The organism is Brenneria alni, assembly GCF_003666245.1.
In the GTDB taxonomy this organism is placed as follows: domain Bacteria; phylum Pseudomonadota; class Gammaproteobacteria; order Enterobacterales; family Enterobacteriaceae; genus Brenneria; species Brenneria alni.
In genome coordinates, this window is sequence record NZ_MJLZ01000033.1 from 12,929 (window position 1) to 31,588 (window position 18,660).

16 protein-coding genes are annotated in these 18,660 nt (G+C 52.8%); 13 read left to right on the forward strand and 3 right to left on the reverse strand.

The genetic code is table 11. The annotated features are described in order from the left end of the window. Window positions 1-3: 3 nt before the first annotated feature. The 8 genes from pyrI (at window position 4) to nrdG (ending at window position 8,212) form a co-directional block, all read left to right on the forward strand. A complete protein-coding gene (gene pyrI / locus BIY29_RS14065) occupies window positions 4-468 on the forward strand; it encodes an aspartate carbamoyltransferase regulatory subunit (RefSeq protein ID WP_121575729.1) in 465 nt (154 codons plus the stop codon). 125 nt (window positions 469-593) lie between these two features. Continuing rightward, the gene (gene ridA / locus BIY29_RS14070; protein ID WP_121575730.1) at window positions 594-980 is read left to right on the forward strand and encodes a 2-iminobutanoate/2-iminopropanoate deaminase; all 387 of its coding nucleotides are present in this window, start codon (window positions 594-596) and stop codon (window positions 978-980) included. A 229-nt stretch (window positions 981-1,209) separates the two neighbouring features. After that, window positions 1,210-2,643 carry a circularly permuted type 2 ATP-grasp protein gene (locus BIY29_RS14075; protein ID WP_121575731.1) on the forward strand — a complete coding sequence of 478 codons (1,434 nt, stop codon included), beginning with the start codon at window positions 1,210-1,212 and terminating at the stop codon, window positions 2,641-2,643. Then, window positions 2,643-3,572, forward strand: coding sequence for an alpha-E domain-containing protein (locus BIY29_RS14080; RefSeq protein ID WP_121575732.1), 930 nt, complete (start codon window positions 2,643-2,645; stop codon window positions 3,570-3,572). Before BIY29_RS14075 ends, BIY29_RS14080 begins: the two co-directional genes overlap by 1 nt. Then, on the forward strand, window positions 3,569-4,393 hold the full coding sequence (locus tag BIY29_RS14085) for a transglutaminase family protein (protein ID WP_121575733.1): 825 nt from the start codon (window positions 3,569-3,571) through the stop codon (window positions 4,391-4,393). Before BIY29_RS14080 ends, BIY29_RS14085 begins: the two co-directional genes overlap by 4 nt. Before the next feature lie 23 nt (window positions 4,394-4,416). Further along, the gene (locus tag BIY29_RS14090; protein WP_121575734.1) at window positions 4,417-5,154 is read left to right on the forward strand and encodes a proteasome-type protease; all 738 of its coding nucleotides are present in this window, start codon (window positions 4,417-4,419) and stop codon (window positions 5,152-5,154) included. Window positions 5,155-5,554: 400 nt separating this feature from the next. After that, window positions 5,555-7,693 carry an anaerobic ribonucleoside-triphosphate reductase gene (gene nrdD, locus BIY29_RS14095; RefSeq protein ID WP_121575735.1) on the forward strand — a complete coding sequence of 713 codons (2,139 nt, stop codon included), beginning with the start codon at window positions 5,555-5,557 and terminating at the stop codon, window positions 7,691-7,693. Window positions 7,694-7,747: 54 nt separating this feature from the next. Further along, window positions 7,748-8,212 carry an anaerobic ribonucleoside-triphosphate reductase-activating protein gene (gene nrdG / locus BIY29_RS14100; protein ID WP_121575736.1) on the forward strand — a complete coding sequence of 155 codons (465 nt, stop codon included), beginning with the start codon at window positions 7,748-7,750 and terminating at the stop codon, window positions 8,210-8,212. Between the two features lie 36 nt (window positions 8,213-8,248). On the opposite strand, the gene BIY29_RS14105 is transcribed toward nrdG, so the two are convergent. The 3 genes from BIY29_RS14105 to BIY29_RS14115 all read right to left on the reverse strand — a co-directional run bounded on the left by BIY29_RS14105 (window position 8,249) and on the right by BIY29_RS14115 (window position 11,703). Further along, window positions 8,249-8,902, reverse strand: a complete 654-nt coding sequence (locus BIY29_RS14105) for an NAD(P)H-binding protein (RefSeq protein ID WP_121575737.1) — start codon at window positions 8,900-8,902, stop codon at window positions 8,249-8,251. A 16-nt stretch (window positions 8,903-8,918) separates the two neighbouring features. Beyond that, window positions 8,919-9,368, reverse strand: a complete 450-nt coding sequence (locus BIY29_RS14110) for a YhbP family protein (RefSeq protein ID WP_121575738.1) — start codon at window positions 9,366-9,368, stop codon at window positions 8,919-8,921. A gap of 178 nt (window positions 9,369-9,546) precedes the next feature. Beyond that, window positions 9,547-11,703, reverse strand: coding sequence for a YgiQ family radical SAM protein (locus BIY29_RS14115; RefSeq protein WP_121575739.1), 2,157 nt, complete (start codon window positions 11,701-11,703; stop codon window positions 9,547-9,549). Window positions 11,704-12,062: 359 nt separating this feature from the next. Between BIY29_RS14115 and BIY29_RS14120 the strand changes: the two genes are divergently transcribed. The 5 genes from BIY29_RS14120 to BIY29_RS14140 all read left to right on the forward strand — a co-directional run bounded on the left by BIY29_RS14120 (window position 12,063) and on the right by BIY29_RS14140 (window position 18,658). Further along, window positions 12,063-12,998, forward strand: a complete 936-nt coding sequence (locus BIY29_RS14120) for an aminoimidazole riboside kinase (RefSeq protein ID WP_121575740.1) — start codon at window positions 12,063-12,065, stop codon at window positions 12,996-12,998. A gap of 187 nt (window positions 12,999-13,185) precedes the next feature. Beyond that, window positions 13,186-14,748 carry a carbohydrate porin gene (locus BIY29_RS14125; RefSeq protein WP_121575741.1) on the forward strand — a complete coding sequence of 521 codons (1,563 nt, stop codon included), beginning with the start codon at window positions 13,186-13,188 and terminating at the stop codon, window positions 14,746-14,748. Window positions 14,749-14,821: 73 nt separating this feature from the next. Beyond that, window positions 14,822-16,192, forward strand: a complete 1,371-nt coding sequence (locus BIY29_RS14130; protein ID WP_121575742.1) for a sucrose-specific PTS transporter subunit IIBC — start codon at window positions 14,822-14,824, stop codon at window positions 16,190-16,192. Next, window positions 16,192-17,601 carry a glycoside hydrolase family 32 protein gene (locus BIY29_RS14135; RefSeq protein ID WP_121575743.1) on the forward strand — a complete coding sequence of 470 codons (1,410 nt, stop codon included), beginning with the start codon at window positions 16,192-16,194 and terminating at the stop codon, window positions 17,599-17,601. Before BIY29_RS14130 ends, BIY29_RS14135 begins: the two co-directional genes overlap by 1 nt. A 34-nt stretch (window positions 17,602-17,635) precedes the next feature. Further along, window positions 17,636-18,658 carry a substrate-binding domain-containing protein gene (locus BIY29_RS14140; RefSeq protein WP_121575744.1) on the forward strand — a complete coding sequence of 341 codons (1,023 nt, stop codon included), beginning with the start codon at window positions 17,636-17,638 and terminating at the stop codon, window positions 18,656-18,658. Window positions 18,659-18,660: the final 2 nt, after the last annotated feature.

An 18,660-nucleotide genomic window follows, 5' to 3' on the forward strand; every position in this document is an offset into this window, starting at 1 on the left:
GTCATGACTCACGATAATAAATTACAGGTTGAAGCCATCAAGCGTGGCACGGTTATCGACCACATTCCCGCACAGGTGGGTTTTAAGCTGCTGACATTGTTCAAGCTGACCGCGACAGATCAGCGCATCACCATCGGCCTGAACCTGCCCTCCAACCAGCTTGGCCGTAAGGATCTGATCAAGATCGAGAATGTGTTCCTGACTGAGCAGCAGGCGAATCAGCTGGCGATGTATGCGCCGCAGGCCACAGTCAATCAGATTGATGACTACGATGTGGTACGTAAACTGACGCCGACGCTGCCTGATCATATCGACGATGTATTAACCTGCCCCAACAGCAACTGCATCAGCCGCCGGGAGCCGGTTTCTTCATCATTCAGCGTCAAGCAGCGCGATGGCGAAGTGCAGTTGAAATGCAAATACTGCGAAAAAGAATTTGAGCGTCAGGCGGTATTGCAGGATCGCTAAACTTCCCTTTGCAGGACAACCGGCGCTTTTCTTCGGTTCGTCCTGCTCACGGTCATTGCCTCACACCACGCTTTTTTGAATAATGGCGCATTCACGTTATTGAGACGCAATAATCAGGAGATACCATGTCACGCACCATCAGCACCGAACACGCTCCGGCAGCCATTGGCCCTTATGTACAAGGCGTCGATCTTGGCAGCATGATCATGACTTCCGGCCAAATTCCGGTTAACCCGAAAACCGGCCTGATTGCCGATGACATTACGGCACAGACGCGCCAGTCGCTGGAGAATGTGCAAGCCATTGTGGAAGCCGCCGGTCTGAAGGTTTCCGATATCGTAAAAATCACGGTATTCGTTAAAGATCTGAACGATTTCACCACCGTCAATGCGGCCTATGAAGCCTTCTTTACCGCACACAATGCACCGTTCCCGGCGCGTTCCTGCGTAGAAGTCGCTCGTCTGCCAAAAGACGTGAAAATCGAAATTGAAGCGATCGCCGTTCGTCGCTAAACCCTGTTTTTAAGCATAATGTCATAAAGGCGCACCATTTGGCTGTGCGCCTTTTTCTCTCTCTGCCCGTTTTTCCTGCCGTCGCCTACCGCTGTGCAACCACTCGACCCGCCGCACCAAGCAAGTGCAAAAAAATCTGCCGGATGATAGCAGGCAGGCACTTTGTCAAAATGGCGCATTTTATGCATTGTTCTATTATCGCTATTAAGCGATACGCATGGGGATGACAATGATAAAAATGACGCTTCCGACAACGTCTTACTACGATGAGATGCTCTCCGTAGAAGGCCAACAACGCCAACATTACAATTCCTATTGGCAATGGCTGCAACAAACCGACCAACAGGCAATCAGACAGAAAAAGGAGCAGGCTGAACTACTGTTTCATCGCGTCGGCATTACCTTTAACGTCTATGGCGAAGAAGGCGGCACTGAGCGTTTAATTCCCTTCGACAGCGTACCGCGTATTATTCCCGCCCATGAATGGCGTCAGCTTGATCGCGGTATCCGCCAACGGGTGCAGGCGCTGAACGCGTTTTTATATGACATCTATCATCAGCAGCATATTCTCAAGGCCGGCATTATTCCCAGCCAACAAGTGCTGGCTAACGATCAATATCAACCCTGTATGCAGGGTGTGGATTTGCATAACAACATTTATGCCCATATCACCGGTATTGATATGGTGCGCAACAGCGACGGCCATTATTACGTTCTGGAAGACAACCTGCGCACCCCTTCCGGGGTTTCTTACATGCTGGAAAACCGCAAAATGATGATGCGGTTATATCCGGATCTGTTCGCCAGCCAGCATATTGCCCCCGTCGAACGCTACCCCAGCTATCTGCTGCAAACGCTGCGTGAAAGCACACCGGTTGACGACCCGACCGTGGTGGTGATGACGCCGGGGCGGTTTAACAGCGCCTATTTTGAACACAGCTTTCTGGCGCAACAAATGGGCGTCGAACTGGTGGAAAGCGCCGATCTGTTCGTTAAGGAAGGGACAGTCTACATGCGAACCACCGAAGGCCCCTGTCAGGTGGACGTGATTTATCGTCGCGTGGATGATGCCTTTCTCGATCCGCTGGCATTCCGCGCCGATTCAATGCTCGGCGTACCCGGCCTGCTGTCGGTGTACCGTTCTGGCGGCGTGGTGCTGGCCAACGCCATTGGCACCGGTGTGGCGGATGATAAGTCCATCTACCCTTACGTACCGGATATGATCCGCTTCTACCTGTCCGAAGAGCCTATTCTGGGCAATATCCCGACCTGGCAGTGCCGCGATCCGCAAGAACTCAGCTATGTGCTCAACAATCTGGATAGCATGGTGGTGAAAGAAGTTCACGGCGCAGGCGGGTACGGGATGTTGGTCGGCCCCAGGGCGACACGCCAGCAGATCGAGGATTTCCGCCTGCGCTTGCTGTCGAATCCGTACAATTACATCGCTCAGGAAACGCTGGCGTTGTCCACCTGCCCCACCTTTGTGGAAGATGGACTGGCTCCCCGTCATATCGACCTGCGTCCGTTCGCACTTCTGGGGGAAGAGATCCGCCTGATACCCGGCGGTTTAACCCGCGTCGCACTGACGGAAGGCTCATTGGTGGTCAACTCCTCGCAAGGCGGCGGCACCAAAGATACCTGGGTCATGGAGGAGGATGAATAATGTTAAGCCGCACCGCCAGCGAACTCTATTGGATGGCCCGCTATCTGGAGCGGGCGGAAAGCCTTGCCCGTGTTCTGGATGTCACCTACAAATTATCCATGATGCCGCGCCACAGTCAGCAACAACGCGATCTGGCGCTACCGCTGAACCTGACCTCTACGCATGAGTTGTTTCAGGAACGCTATACGCTTTTCTCCATGAGCAATCTGCTGAACTTTTTCGCGCTGGACAGCCAGAACCCCAGCAGCATCTATAACTGTATTGAGATGGCCTGGAATAATGCCCATGCCGTGCGCGGCAGCCTGTCCTCAGAGGTGTGGGAATGCATTAACACCACCCGCATTGATATCCGTAACCTGCGCGACCAGGGGGTGGATAAAATCGGCATTGATACTTTCTTTGACTGGGTAAAAGAGCGCGCTCATCTGTTCCGGGGCGCGATGTTTGGCACCCTGTTGCGCAACGACGCACAATGCTTTATTCGTCTCGGCACCCTCATCGAGCGCGCCTACGCTACCGCACAGTTACTCAGCCTGAAAGATCAACAGTTGAATAGCGATCCCGATCCCGTGCGTGAATATTACCGGCTGGATACGCTGCTGCGGGCCGTCAGCGCCCGCGAAGCCTATCACAGTATCTATCGCCAGCCGATCAGCCGCGAAACCGTAACGGAATTACTGGTGTTACGTGAGGATGTTCCGCGCTCACTGCACGCCTGTATCGACGATCTGGTACAGCAACTGGAGGCCATTGGCGGCCAGCGGGCCAGGGTTCCCCACCGTCTTGCCCATCTTCTGCACGTGGAGCTGCGTTTTGGTACGCTTGACGACATTATGGCTGAGGGGCTGGATGCCTATCTGAAACACTTTCTAAGTAAAATCAATGAACTGGCAGATAGCATCCGTCATACCTATCTGGAGGCGCTATGAAACTTACCATTAATCACCTGACGCATTATCACTATGATGAGGAAGTGAAATTCAGCACCCAGTATCTGCGTTTGACGCCACAGAACTCAGCCCGCCAGCAGATTCAGGAGTGGAAACTGATGCTCCCCGCCCCGGCCATTACCACCACCGATGCCTATGGCAACGTACTGCATGTGCTGACCCTTGATGTTCCCCATCACGACATCACGATCCACGCTCAAGGCATAGTGGAAATCGCCGATAACGCAGAAGCGGCCTATGACAGCGGCCAAGCAGATACCCTGTCGCCGCTGGTATTCCTGCGCAGCACACCGCTGACGGAAGCGGATGGCAACATCCGCGAGTTTGCACAGCGCTATTATCGGCCACAGGAACCAGAAGAAAGCCTGAACACGCTGATGGCGGAATTACAGTTGAAAATGCCGTATACTCCCGGCGCCACGCAGGTTCAGGATACCGCGGCAGAGGCGTTTGCCATGCGCAAAGGCGTTTGTCAGGATCATACCCATGTCTTTCTGGCCTGTTGCCGCAGCCTGAATATTCCTGCCCGCTATGTGAGCGGTTATGTCTATAGCCAGGATACCCAGCATGTGGCTATGCACGCCTGGGCGGAAGTCTGGCTGAACGATCGCTGGCAAGGTTTTGATATTACCAATAACACCCGTTTGCTCTATCAGCATCTGTGGCTGGCGGTAGGCATGGACTATCTGGATGCTTGCCCGGTACGCGGCTCACGACTCGGCGGCGGGTGTGAAGAGATGTTTTCAGAGGCTGAGGTACGCCTGTTTGAACGCCAACAACAGGTACAGCAGCAACAGTAACTTTTATGACGAAAAGGTGTTCTATGACGTACTGTGTGGCCATGCGTTTGTCTGACGGCTTGGTATTTGCTTCAGATTCCCGCACCAATGCCGGTGTTGATCACATTGCAACGTTTAAAAAACTTCATGTCTTTCATCATGATGATCAACGTGTGCTGGTGATCCAATGCGCTGGCAATCTGGCCACCACCCAAAGCATCATCAGCCTCCTTAGCGCCCGCATCGAGGCGCAGGAAACGCCTAACCTGATGCAGACCAGCACAATGTACCATGCCGCCATGCTGCTGGGGGAAACCGTGCGAGAGGTAATTCACCGCGACAGCCAGTCCCAGCAGAGCGGCAGCAACACCAATTTCGGCTGCAATCTTATCCTCGGCGGTCAGATTAATGGTGAGGCGCCACGGCTGTTCCATATTTATCCTGAAGGCAACTTCATCGAGGCCACCGACGACACACCCTATTTTCAAATCGGCGAAAGCAAGTACGGCAAACCGATTATCGATCGGGTACTGAGCATGGATACGCCGCTGGAGCAGGCCATGTGTTGTGCGCTGATCTCCATTGATTCCACCCTGCGCAGTAACCTGTCGGTAGGATTGCCGCTGGACGTCATGATCTACCGTGCGCACAGCTTTGATAGTAGCGAGCAACAACGTATTACCGAGAGTAATCCCTATTTTATCCAAATCCGCAAGGCGTGGTCGGAAGGGTTGCTGAATACCTTCCGCCAGCTCCCCCTCTTCCCAGAGATTCAGAAGTAACGCAACCTCAACCGGCAATCGAGGATGAAACTCACCATTCATCACCGTTGCCGGAACACGACTGCCAGACACTTTCAGATTTTTCTATCCTTCACGCGTTTTGACGATAAAAAAACATCAGAAAGATCGTCGCGCTACGCACGGCCACGCTTCACAGCCATCTCGCCATTTTGGTTGATTTTTATGCAAGCGCGATTTATCTACGCCGCGAAAATTTCTTTGCTCTACATCAATTTTACAGCGATAAAAGCATGAAACCCTTTGTGCAATTTCAATATATAGTGTCTATCCTATAAACATCACCTATATATAGTGTTTATCCACAATATCATCCACACCCCACGCAGCCCTTACGCACTGCGGTTTTTGCTTGTGGATAACATTGACAGAGGAACAGAACGTGAAACCAGTCGTGATTAAACGGGATGGCTGCCAAGTACCTTTTGATGAAGTCCGCATCAAAGAAGCCGTAGAGAGAGCGGCACAAGCTGCCGGAATCGACGACGCGGATTACTGTGCAACCGTGGCCGGTGCAGTCGCTCAACAAATGCAGGATAAGCAACGCGTTGATATTCGTGAAATCCAGAATGCGGTCGAAAACCTGTTGATGTCCGGCACCTACAAACAGTTGGCTCGTACCTATATTGAATACCGCCACGATCGGGATGTGGCGCGTGAGCGTCATGGTCGGCTAAATCAGGAGATCCGGGGGCTGGTAGAACAAAGCAATCTGGCGCTGTTGAACGAGAACGCCAACAAAGACAGCAAAGTCATACCCACCCAGCGCGACTTACTGGCGGGTATTGTGGCCAAGCACTATGCCAAACAATATATTTTGCCGCGTGATGTGGTGCTTGCCCACGAACGGGGAGAGATTCATTACCACGATCTCGACTACTCGCCCTTCTTCCCGATGTTTAACTGTATGCTGATTGATCTCGATGGGATGCTGACCAAGGGATTCAAGATGGGTAATGCGGAGATCGAGCCACCAAAATCGATTTCGACCGCTACCGCCGTAACCGCCCAGATCATTGCTCAGGTCGCCAGCCATATTTATGGCGGCACCACGATTAACCGTATTGATGAAATTCTGGCGCCGTTTGTCAGCGCCAGTCATGAAAAGCATAAGGCTATTGCGCAAGAATGGCATATTCCTGATGCGGATGGTTATGCCCGCACCCGCACGGAGAAAGAGTGCTATGACGCCTTCCAGTCACTGGAATACGAGGTGAATACGCTGCATACCGCCAACGGTCAGACGCCCTTCGTCACCTTCGGCTTTGGGCTGGGCACCAGTTGGGAGTCCCGGCTGATCCAGGCGTCCATTCTGCGTAACCGCATCGCCGGGCTGGGTAGAAATCATAAAACGGCGGTTTTCCCCAAACTGGTGTTTGCTATTCGTGACGGGGTGAATCACAAGCCTGACGATCCGAATTACGACATTAAGCAACTGGCGCTGGAATGCGCCAGCAAACGCATGTATCCCGATATCCTCAATTACGATCAAGTGGTTGAAGTCACCGGCTCATTCAAAACGCCGATGGGTTGCCGCAGCTTCCTGGGGGTTTATGAAGAGAACGGTCAGCAAATTCACGATGGCCGCAACAATCTGGGAGTGATCAGCCTGAACCTGCCGCGTATCGCTCTGGAGGCCAACGGTGACGAGGCTCGCTTCTGGACGCTGCTCGACCAGCGTCTGGCGTTGTCTAAAAAGGCGCTGATGACGCGCATTGCCCGGCTGGAAGACGTCAAAGCACGGGTGGCGCCGATTCTGTATATGGAAGGCGCCTGTGGCGTGCGCTTGCAAGCGAATGACAGCATTGCGGAGATCTTCAAGCATGGCCGTGCGTCCATTTCGCTGGGCTATATCGGCATTCATGAAACCATCAACGCACTGTTCGGCAATCAGGTTCATGTATTCGATAATGAAAAGCTGCGTGAAAAAGCCGTGGCGATCGTTGCCCGTCTGAAACAAGCCACCGAGCACTGGAAAGAAGAAACCGGCTACGGCTTCAGCCTGTACAGTACGCCCAGCGAAAACCTGTGTGACCGCTTCTGCCGTCTGGATACCGCCGAATTCGGCGTGGTTCAGGGCGTGACGGACAAAGGCTATTACACCAACAGTTTCCATCTGGACGTGGAGAAAAAGGTCAACCCATACGAAAAAATCGATTTTGAAGCGCCCTACCCGCCGCTGGCCAGCGGGGGCTTCATCTGTTACGGCGAATACCCGAATCTGCAACATAACGTTAAGGCGCTGGAAGACGTCTGGGATTACAGCTACAGCCGCGTACCTTATTACGGCACCAACACGCCGATTGATGAATGCTATGAATGCGGCTTTACCGGTGAGTTTGAGTGCACCAGCAAGGGCTTCACCTGCCCGAAATGCGGTAATCACAACTCAGCCCGCGTATCCGTCACCCGCCGGGTGTGCGGCTATCTCGGTAGCCCGGATGCAAGGCCGTTTAACGCCGGTAAACAGGAAGAAGTCAAACGCCGCATCAAACACTTAGGCAACGGGCAACTGGGTTAATGGTCTCAGGCCGCAGGGAGCGTGGCCTCACCTTCATCAAATGGCTTCACACGTATGAATTATCACCAATATTACCCGGTTGATGTGGTCAACGGCCCTGGAACGCGCTGCACCCTGTTTGTTTCCGGGTGTGTGCATCAATGCGCTGGGTGCTACAACAAAAGCACCTGGCGGCTAAACTCCGGCCAACCGTTTACCCAGGAACTACAGGATCGGATTATCGCCGATCTTCAGGATAGGGAGATTCCGCGGCAGGGGATTACGCTGTCCGGCGGCGATCCGCTTCACCCGCAGAATGTACCTGAGATTCTGCAACTGGTAAGGCGGATACGTGCGGAGTGTCCGGGGAAGGACATTTGGATGTGGACAGGCTATGTTTTGGCGGAGCTGACGGCGGAACAGCAGCAGGTGGTAGATCTGATCAACGTACTGGTTGACGGTAAGTTTGTTCAGGATCTCAAAGATCCTGCGCTGATCTGGCGAGGCAGCAGCAATCAGGTTATCCACCGCCTGCGCTAATCTTCCTATCTCCGTTTACCTCTCTGCGACTGCTTTTTACATCCGAGTTTTCTGCTTACCCAGCTTGCGTAATTGGTCGGATTCCAAAACCGTCACCTTTGCTTTCGGTTCTGGCGAAAATGCCTGATTCAATAATGCCTGCGCCACTGTTTTCCCGTCTATTGCCCGCCATTTTGCCGGGAAAAAGCGAAATAACGGCGCAGTCAGGCTCTCTAAAGGGCGGCTGTCTTTCCTTTCACCCAATAGCATCGATGGCCGGGCCAATGTCAGATGTTGCCACCCTTGCTGACGCAAAGCCTTCTCGGCTTCGCCCTTGACCCGTGAATAAAAGAAAGGCGAAGTCGCATTGGCGCTCAGTGAGCTAACTACCAACAGATGTTTCGCGCCCAATGCCAGTGCCGCTTTTGCCCCTTCCACCACCAGCGTGTAATCCACATAGCGGAACGCCTGCTTACTTCCTGCTGCCTTAAGCGTCGAACCCAGGCAGCAAAAAGCGATATCAATGGGTGCAATAATCTGGGAAAGCGCTACCAAAAGATCAGAGTTATAGAGATTAACCACTTTCTCTGTGGGAACCAGCGGTTTACGGGTTGGCGCATAAATGGTTTCAACCCGATTATTCGCCTTTAAAAGCTGTAACACCTCATTCCCCACCAAGCCCGTCGCTCCCAATAGCAATACCTGACTCATTTCTCCCCCTTGTTGCCTATCTTTTAATATCGTCATGTCGTTGCCAGTAACGTTTCTTGCCAAATCCCAGCGTGTTGTCCGTCATCTTCAGTTCTATCAGTTGCAAACGCCAGATCGGGGCATGAGCGGCTCTGGCTACCGGGAAACGCGCATTGTAACAGGCCCGCGCCTGCTGCTCGTCTTCTCCCTCCAGCCGCACCGCCTGCGCACGGAACTGTATACCTTTAATCAACATCACACTTTTCGGCTGGCCGCTTACCGTGCCGGCAACCTGTGGCTGCCGTAACATCAGCTCACCATGACGGGTATGCAACTCCGTCATCAGATAAAAAGCAACCTGCCGATCGTCATAAGTGTAGAAGCAACTCGCACACCATAAATCCGAATTATCGCCCACGCACACTGTCAGTACGTGCAACTTCTTCAGATAATGGGAGATGGCTTTAAGGTCGTTTTCTGTCTCCATCGGTTCTCCTGCCATGCCTGACATCTCAGTTAATTTTCTGAACGCACCTATCCTGCGCCACAGGTAAACGGCTGTCAGCGGAGTGTGACAACATTTGTGCAGTTGCGAAAAGCGATCGAGGCGCAGGTTGAGCGTTGAGAAACTGCCAATACCGATCATAGCCCGATCGACAGCAATGTTAAGTCGGTTTTTTACCTGACGATTTATGGGGTGCGATCGGCGTAGTAAACCGGGTCAACGCGGGGCGGGGTGATGATGCGCCTTTTGCGCCAGCGCCACCGCGTGACGCCGTGCGCTCACCCGGCGCTTCTGTGGGGATCAGGCAGTCAGTCCGGTTGCCAATCAGCCGTTTCATGCCCATCGCGGTCAGTGAGTCGCGGATCAGCGGCCAGTTCGCCGGATCGTGGTAGCGAAGCAGCGCTTTATGCAGGCGGCGTTGACGCTCACCCCGCGGCACAACCACGTCCTCGCTTTTGTAATCCACTTTGTTCAACGGGTTCTTACCGCTGTAATACATGGTGGTCGCATTCGCCAGCGGGGAAGGATAAAAGTTTTGTACCTGATCCAATCTGAAACGGTTCTCTTTCAGCCACAACGCCAGATTGACCATATCTTCATCACGGGTTCCCGGATGTGCTGAAATAAAATAGGGGATCAAATACTGCTGTTTTCCCGCCTGTTTTGAATAACGGTCAAAAAGCTGCTTGAAGCGATGATAGCTTCCCATGCCGGGCTTCATCATTTTTGACAGCGGCCCGGTTTCAGTATGTTCAGGCGCAATCTTAAGATATCCCCCCACATGATGTTCGGCCAGCTCCTTGATATAACGCGGATCTTCCACCGCCAGATCGTAACGGACGCCGGAAGCGATGAGGATTTTCTTAATGCCTTTCAGGCTGCGCGTACGCCGATAAAGTTTAATGGTTGGTTCATGGTTGGTATCCATGTGCGAACAGATTTCAGGATAAATACAGGACGCTCGCCGACAGCTCTGCTCGGCACGCGGCGACTGACAGCGCAACATGTACATATTGGCCGTCGGCCCGCCCAAATCAGAGATAACGCCGGTAAATCCAGGAACATGATCGCGGATCTCTTCGATCTCTTTAACTATCGACTCCTCTGAACGGCTCTGGATGATCCGCCCTTCATGCTCAGTGATCGAACAGAATGAACAGCCGCCGTAACACCCGCGCATAATGTTGATCGAAAAACGGATCATATCGTATGCCGGGATCACCGCATTACCATAAGAAGGATGCGGAACACGCTGAAACGGCAGCGCGAACACCGCATCCATCTCTTCAGTTGAGAGCGGGATCGCTGGCGGGTTAATCCAAACATAGCGGTCGCCGTGTTTTTGCATCAATGCCCTGGCGCACCCCGGATTGGTTTCATGATGTAATATCCGCGACGCATGGGCGTACATCACTTTATCGCCTTTCACTTTTTCAAACGACGGCAAGAGCACATAGGTTTTTTCCCACGGCTTGGGTCGCGGCGCTTGCACGGTGATCGGTTGAGCCGCATCCGGCGCCGGGCTTCCCCCTGCGGAACAAGGCAAATCTTCGCCGTAAGGGTTCATGATAGGTTCGATGCGACCGGGCTTGTCGAGCCGGGTTGAGTCAACCCCGCTCCAACCAGTCAGCGCCGTTTTACGCATCACCGCGGTATTACGCACGTCATGGATGTCGTTTATCGGTTCACCTGCCGCCAATCGGTGCGCAACCTCCGCCAGCGGGCGCTCACCATTTCCGTAAATCAGCATATCCGCTTTGGCGTCCACCAGCACCGAGCGCCGCACGGTATCAGACCAGTAATCATAATGCGCGATACGCCGCAGACTGGCTTCGATACCGCCCAGGATCACCGGAACCCCGTTATAAGCCTCTTTGCAGCGCTGGCTATACACCAATGTTGCCCGATCCGGCCTCTTCCCACCGAGGTTGTCAGGCGTATAGGCATCATCGTGGCGTAGTTTTCGATCCGCCGTGTAACGGTTGATCATCGAATCCATATTTCCGGCGGTGACGCCAAAAAACAGATTGGGCTTACCGAGGCGCATAAAATCCTCTTTCGACCTCCAGTCAGGCTGAGAGATAATTCCAACGCGAAATCCCTGTGCTTCCAGCATCCGCCCGACAATCGCCATACCAAAACTCGGATGATCAACATACGCATCACCGGTCACGATGATCACATCACAACTGTCCCAGCCCAGTTGGTCCATTTCCTGCCGCGACATCGGAAAAAACGGCGCAGTACCGTAACATTCGGCCCAATAACGTGGGTACGAGAACAGTGCGCGTTCGGGCTGGATCAGGCTGATTGGCATAGAAATTCTTCGTTGTCAGAAAATGGGATTTATATAAACCTAGCTAATCTTCGATAGTTTATTAACCAGGCAACAGGGGACAGAATTATACGAGGACAAAAATAACGCTGCTGATCAGAGTGGCTTCGACATGCGCCGGATCATGCTTTTCAGCCAGAAACGCGCTTAAAGGGGAGGGATCTCGCATCACTCCCGCGCTTTCCTTGCTAAATCACTATTCTCAACCAGCGCCATAACATTTGATAAGGAAAAAATCAGTTTGTGGCGTTGCGCTAACATCTATCGTTAATGAGTTGCACTGCTAAACCGATTCTTCTATTTTAGCAAACAGTTCTAATATCCTTGATAAGAGTGATTTTATGGCAAATAAAATTTGGGTGATGGGCGACGCGGTGGTCGATCTCATCCCGGAAGATTCAGAGCGTTACCTCAAATGTCCGGGCGGCGCTCCGGCTAATGTCGCAGTAGGTATTGCCCGGCTGGGGGGCCACAGCGCATTTATTGGCCGGGTAGGAAACGACGTTTTCGGTCACTTTCTGCAAAACGTCCTGGATCAGGAGCAGGTAGACATACACTGCATGATCCGGGACGATCGCTATCGCACCTCTACCGTGGTCGTCAGCCTGGACCAATTCGGCGAACGGTCATTTACCTTTATGGTACGTCCCAGCGCCGATCTGTTTCTACAAGCGGATGATTTACCCGTATTCAGCCGCGGAGAATGGCTGCATCTGTGCTCCATCGCCCTTTCACAGGAACCTTCGCGCAGCACGGCCCTTGAGGCGATACGCCGCATAAAAGCCGCGCAAGGATGGGTCAGTTTCGATCCCAATATCCGCGAGGACCTCTGGTCCAGCGAGCAGGAACTGAAAACGAGCCTCGATCAAGCGCTGGCGCAGGCTGACGTCGTGAAGCTATCGCAGGACGAGTTGGTGTTTCTCACCGCCACCGACGATATAGAACAAGGCATCGAGTGGCTTATGCAACGCTACGCCATAAAGCTGCTGCTGGTCACACTGGGCAGTGAAGGCGTATGGCTCCATGACGGTAAACAGCGGCAGCACTTCGTTGCGCCCTACGTCACGCCGATTGATACCACCGGCGCAGGCGACGCCTTTGTTGCCGGGTTACTGCAAGGTTTAGCCGAATACGACGATCTCTCACAGGCGGTTTCATGGGAAAAGGTTATCGAACAGGCCCAACTGTGCGGCGCGCTTGCCACAACAGCTAAAGGCGCCATGACAGCCCTGCCTTACGCGCAACAAATCCGCTCTACATCGCCGGCCAGACACTGACCACGCTAGCGCATCAGTGAGTAATCCTGTTTTGCTGTCAGGATCACAGTTACACAATCGGGCTGGTGAAATTCCTTGCCAACCCGATTGACCAGTTTTATTTTCCCTTTTGAAAAACCGGTTTAGCATTCCAGCAAAACAGACCTCTGTAAAAACAATAAAACGCCCCCAAGGAAGAGAACAAAAAATGAAACTAAACTATCTTACCGTAACAATAGGATTACTCCTCTCCAGTCCTTTCTACGCTTCTGCTGCCAGTACAGACAGTATTGAAGCCCGTCTGAATGCACTCGAACAACGGTTGCAGGAAGCCGAACACCGGGCGCAAGCCGCTGAAGCCCGTGCCGAAGCGGCAGAAAAACAGACACGGCAACTGGCGACCCGTACCGCGCAAACCGAGCAGAAAACCCAGCAGGTGGAACAGCGTACCGCCGCGCTGGCCAACCATAAATCCTCTGCTGATGGTTTTGAATTTCACGCCTATGCCCGTTCGGGTCTGTCCATCAATGATTCCGCCACCAGCTCCAAAACCGATATTGGGCCGGGTATGACACCCGCCGGTCAAACCGGTGGACATGTTGGTCGCCTGGGTAATGAAGATGACACTTATGTCGAAGTGAAGCTGGAGCATAAACAAATACTGGATAACGGTGCCACCACCCGCTTCAAAGTGATGATGGCAGACGGGCAGCGCACTTATAACGACTGGACCGCCAGCAGCAGCGACCTCAACGTGCGTGAAGTCTTTGTCGAGTTAGGCTCACTGCCAACCTTTACCGGTATATGGAAAGACACCACGTTGTGGGCAGGTAAACGCTTTGACCGCGACAACTTTGATATTCATGAGTTGGATAGCGATGTGATCTTTATGGCCGGTACAGGCGGCGGGATTTATGACGTGAAGTGGGCGGATAACTTCAAAAGCAACTTTTCCCTTTACGGTCGCAGCCTGGGTGAAGTCACCGCGCTGGATAACGATATTAAAAACTACATCTTGACCGCCAATAACTATGTCGGCCCTTTCCAGTTTATGTTGAGCGGGTTAAAAGCGAAGAACAACGATTCACGTGAAAACACGGCAAGCAATAGTGCCAATGCCGTCACCAATACCAACGCGGGAGACAAAGGTTTTCATGCGATGGCCGTCTGGAATGGCGACAGCTTCTATGGTTTGCGTGAAGGTAATTCGAAAGTGGCGGTTCTCTATGGTCACGGTTTAGGCGCGGAAGTCAAATCCATCGGTTCAGACGGTAACCTGACCAATGACGCGGATACCTGGCGCCTGGCTGTTTACGGCGACACGCCATTGAGTAGAAACTGGACGTTTGCCCCTTCTATTCTTGCTCAGGTCAGTCAGGATCGCTATGTCGATGGCGACAGCTATAAATGGATAACCTTCAACACCCGTCTGGTTCAGGAAATCACCGAAAACTTCGCCCTGGCATATGAAGCCAGTTACCAATATATGGATCTCGATCCTCAAGGCTATACGATAAGAGTCGATGGTAATGATAGAAGATTCAATAAGGTGAGCGGCGGCTTCTATAAGCTGACATTCGCGCCCACGTTCAAAGTGGGTGATATAGCCAATATCTTCAGCCGCCCGGAACTGCGTCTGTTCGCCACCTATATGGACTGGGACAAACGTCTGGATAACTACACCAGCGATAACTCCGATACCTTTGGTACTACCGGTTTCAAGGCTGGCGGCGAATGGAATTTCGGTGTCCAGATGGAAACCTGGTTCTGATAGTCACATAACGTGGCCGCCGGTTATCAAGACCGATAACCGGCGACGAGGATACCGTAAAAAGAGGAATAAAATGGACATTAACGCCACAGCGACAGCACTCATCCCCTTGTTGGGGGGAAAAGAAAATATCGCCAGCGCCGCCCACTGCGCCACCCGTCTGCGCCTGGTACTCAATGATGATAAGCAGGCCGACAAAAAAGCGATTGAACAGGTTGAAGGAGTCAAAGGCTGTTTTCACAATGCGGGGCAAATACAGATAATTTTCGGTACTGGACTGGTCAATAAAGTTTATGCCGAATTTATCAAAGTGGCTGGCATCAGTGAGTCCAGCAAGTCTGAAGCCGCTACGCTGGCGGCACAAAAACTAAACCCACTGCAACGTCTGGCGCGCCTGCTGTCAAATATCTTTGTTCCCATCATTCCGGCGATTGTTGCATCCGGTCTGCTGATGGGGCTGCTCGGGTTGATCAAGACCTATGGCTGGGCCGATGCCGGCAGCGCGGTTTTCATTATGCTGGATATGTTCAGCTCCGCCGCATTTATCATCCTGCCTATTCTTATCGGTTTCACCGCCGCCAGGGAATTCGGCGGAAACCCCTATCTCGGCGCAACATTGGGCGGCATCCTCACCCATCCTGCACTCACCAACGCCTGGGGGATTGCCAGCGGCTTTCAGACCATGAACATGTTCGGTCTGGATATTGCCATGGTGGGTTATCAGGGTACGGTCTTCCCGGTGTTGCTGGCCGTCTGGTTTATGAGCATGGTGGAAAAACGCCTGCGCAAAGTGGTGCCAAATGCGTTGGATATCATTATTACTCCATTTCTGACCGTGGTCATTTCTGGCTTTATCGCCTTACTGATCATCGGTCCGGCAGGGAGAATGCTGGGTGACGGTATCTCTTTCGTACTGAGCACCTTGATTACGCACGCAGGGTGGCTGGCCGGGCTGCTGTTCGGCGGAACCTATTCCGCGATTGTTATCACCGGTGTTCACCACAGCTTCCATGCCATTGAGGCCGGGCTGCTGGGTAATCCAAACATCGGCGTTAACTTCCTGTTGCCGATCTGGGCAATGGCTAACGTCGCTCAAGGCGGTGCTTGTCTGGCGGTTTATTTCAAAACCAACGATGTGAAAATCAAGGCAATTGTTATCCCATCCTCGTTTTCTGCGCTGCTCGGCATCACCGAAGCCGCCATATTTGGTATCAACCTGCGCTTTGTAAAACCGTTCCTGGCCGCACTGGCGGGTGGGGCATTGGGCGGGGCATGGGTCGTCTTCAATCACGTCAATATGACGGCGGTAGGATTGACGGGCTTCCCAGGTCTGGCTATCGTCCAGGCAGGCTCTATGCTCAACTACCTCGTTGGTATGCTCATCGCCTTCGGTGCAGCGTTTATCATTTCATTCCTGCTGAAATATAAAACGGATAGCGAATAATGATGGAAACCCATTTGTTAAAACGTATGGCGTATGCCCTGATGTCTAACCAGGCCCGCATCGGCAATGATCCTCACCGTCCGCATTGGCATCTGTCGCCAAGCGTGGGGCTACTCAACGATCCGAATGGATTTATACATCACAATGGTCGTTACCATCTGTTTTATCAGTGGAATCCTTTAGCCTGCACCCACGGAGCAAAATTCTGGGGGCACTGGAGTTCAGTCGATTTGGTGCATTGGCGGCACGAGCCTGTTGCGTTAGTGCCTAGTGAAAGCTATGAGACGCACGGATGCTATTCCGGTTCCGCCGTGGTTGATAATGGCGCGATCACCCTGATTTACACTGGCAATGTGAAATACGAGGACGGTTCGCGTACTGCATTCCAGTGTCTGGCCAGAGAAAACACCGATGGAGAGTATGACAAGCTGGGGCCGGTGCTGACGTTGCCGGAAGGCTATACCGGCCATGTCCGTGATCCAAAGGTATGGAAACACGAGGATCACTGGTACATGGTTCTCGGCGCACAGGATAAACAGCTACAAGGCAAAGTGCTGCTGTACCGCTCAAGCGATCTGCGCCACTGGGAACGGATCGCTGAAATTGCCGGTTCCCGACTTGGCGGTCTGGGTGATTTTGGTTATATGTGGGAATGCCCGGACCTATTCAGACTGAACGGACGGGATGTCTTAATCTGCTGTCCGCAAGGGGTGCCAGCGGAAGAAGAGCGCTATCTGAACACCTTCCAGGCAGGTTACTTTATCGGGGCGCTGGATTATCGAAACGGTAATTACCCGCATCATGGATTCAACGAATTGGATCTTGGCTTTGAGTTTTACGCGCCGCAAACAACGGAAAGTGAAGATGGGCGGCGTTTGATGTTTGGCTGGATGGCCATTCCCGATGAGAACGAGTTTTTTGAGCCGACGATTGCTCATGGATGGCTCCATACCATGACCTGCCCGCGGGAACTTACGCTACGTGAAGGGAAACTCTATCAACAACCTGTCCGCGAACTGCAACAGCTTCGAACACAGCATTATACCTGGCATGGCGTCGCCAACTATGCACCACCGTTAGCCGTTGACAGCGCCGAAGTCACACTGACCTCCCAGGGCGAATTTCAGCTCAACATCGCGTCCTTACTGGTTCTCTGCTGGGATGGCGAATGCCTGACCCTAAGCCGGCATAACCGTCGCACGGGGGAACCAGAACATCGTTACTGGCGCGGAGATCTGCACCAGTTGCAGATCCTGTGCGATCGCTCCAGTGTCGAGATTTTTATCAATGATGGTGTAGCCGTGATGTCTGCCAGCTATTTCCCCGGCAGCAACGCAACGCTCTCCTTCAGTGGCCCAGGGCGATTGACGTTGCAACACTGGCTGTTAGCGCCATGCGTGATAGAATAATTTCCCCTTTCTCTGACAGCAGACAGATCCAGCAGTGAAACAAACCAAGCGCGTAACAATCAGTGATATTGCCGCACTCTCCGGTGTATCAAAATCCACTGCCAGCCTGGTGCTTAATGGCCGCAGTAAAGAGTTTCGCGTTTCTGATGCAACCCGCGATCGTATTCTGGCCGTCGCCCACGCGCAGCGCTATCAGCCCAGTATTCATGCCCGCTCACTGCGCTCCTCTCGCAGTAATACACTGGGTTTGGTTGTACCGGAAATGACCAACTATGGTTTTGCCGTCGTCTCACGCGATCTGGAAATGCTGTGCCGCGAAGCCGGGTTGCAGCTCCTTATCGCCTGTACGGACGAAAATGCCAGTCAGGAGATGATGGCCGTCAACAGTTTGATACAACGTCAGGTTGATGGGCTAATTGTCGCATCCAGTATGCTCAGTGACATCGAGTACCAGAAAATCAATCAGCAATTGCCTGTTGTTCAGTTTGACCGGGTGATTGGCGAGTCAGACTTACCGTTCGTGCTCACCGAGTCGGTGGAATCGACCGCCAAACTCGTCGAGCGCATAGCTCGCCAGCACCCTGATGAATTCTATTTCATCGGCGGCCAGTCGCGAATCTCCCCTACCCGCGACCGTCTGGCTGGCTTTCAGTTAGGATTAGAGTGGGCAGGTATTGAGTGTCGGCCTGAATGGATTATTCATGGCAACTATCATCCCAGTTCAGGCTACGAAATGTTTGCTCAACTCTGCGCCAATCTGGGCCGACCGCCTAAAGCGCTCTTTACCGCCGCGTGCGGCCTATTGGAAGGGGTTTTACGTTACCTGAACCAGCATAACCTGATGGAAAGTGAGATCCGGCTGTGCAGCTTTGACGATCACTATTTGTTTGATTGTCTACCGTTGAAAATTGACACCATTGCTCAAGACAGTGAGCGACTGGCGGAAAACAGCTTTGAAATGATTACGACGTTGATCGATGAACGCGCTCTGACACAGGACAAACGTTATATCCCACCAATGCATATCCACTGGCGGCATCCTGACTCACGCCAGTAAGT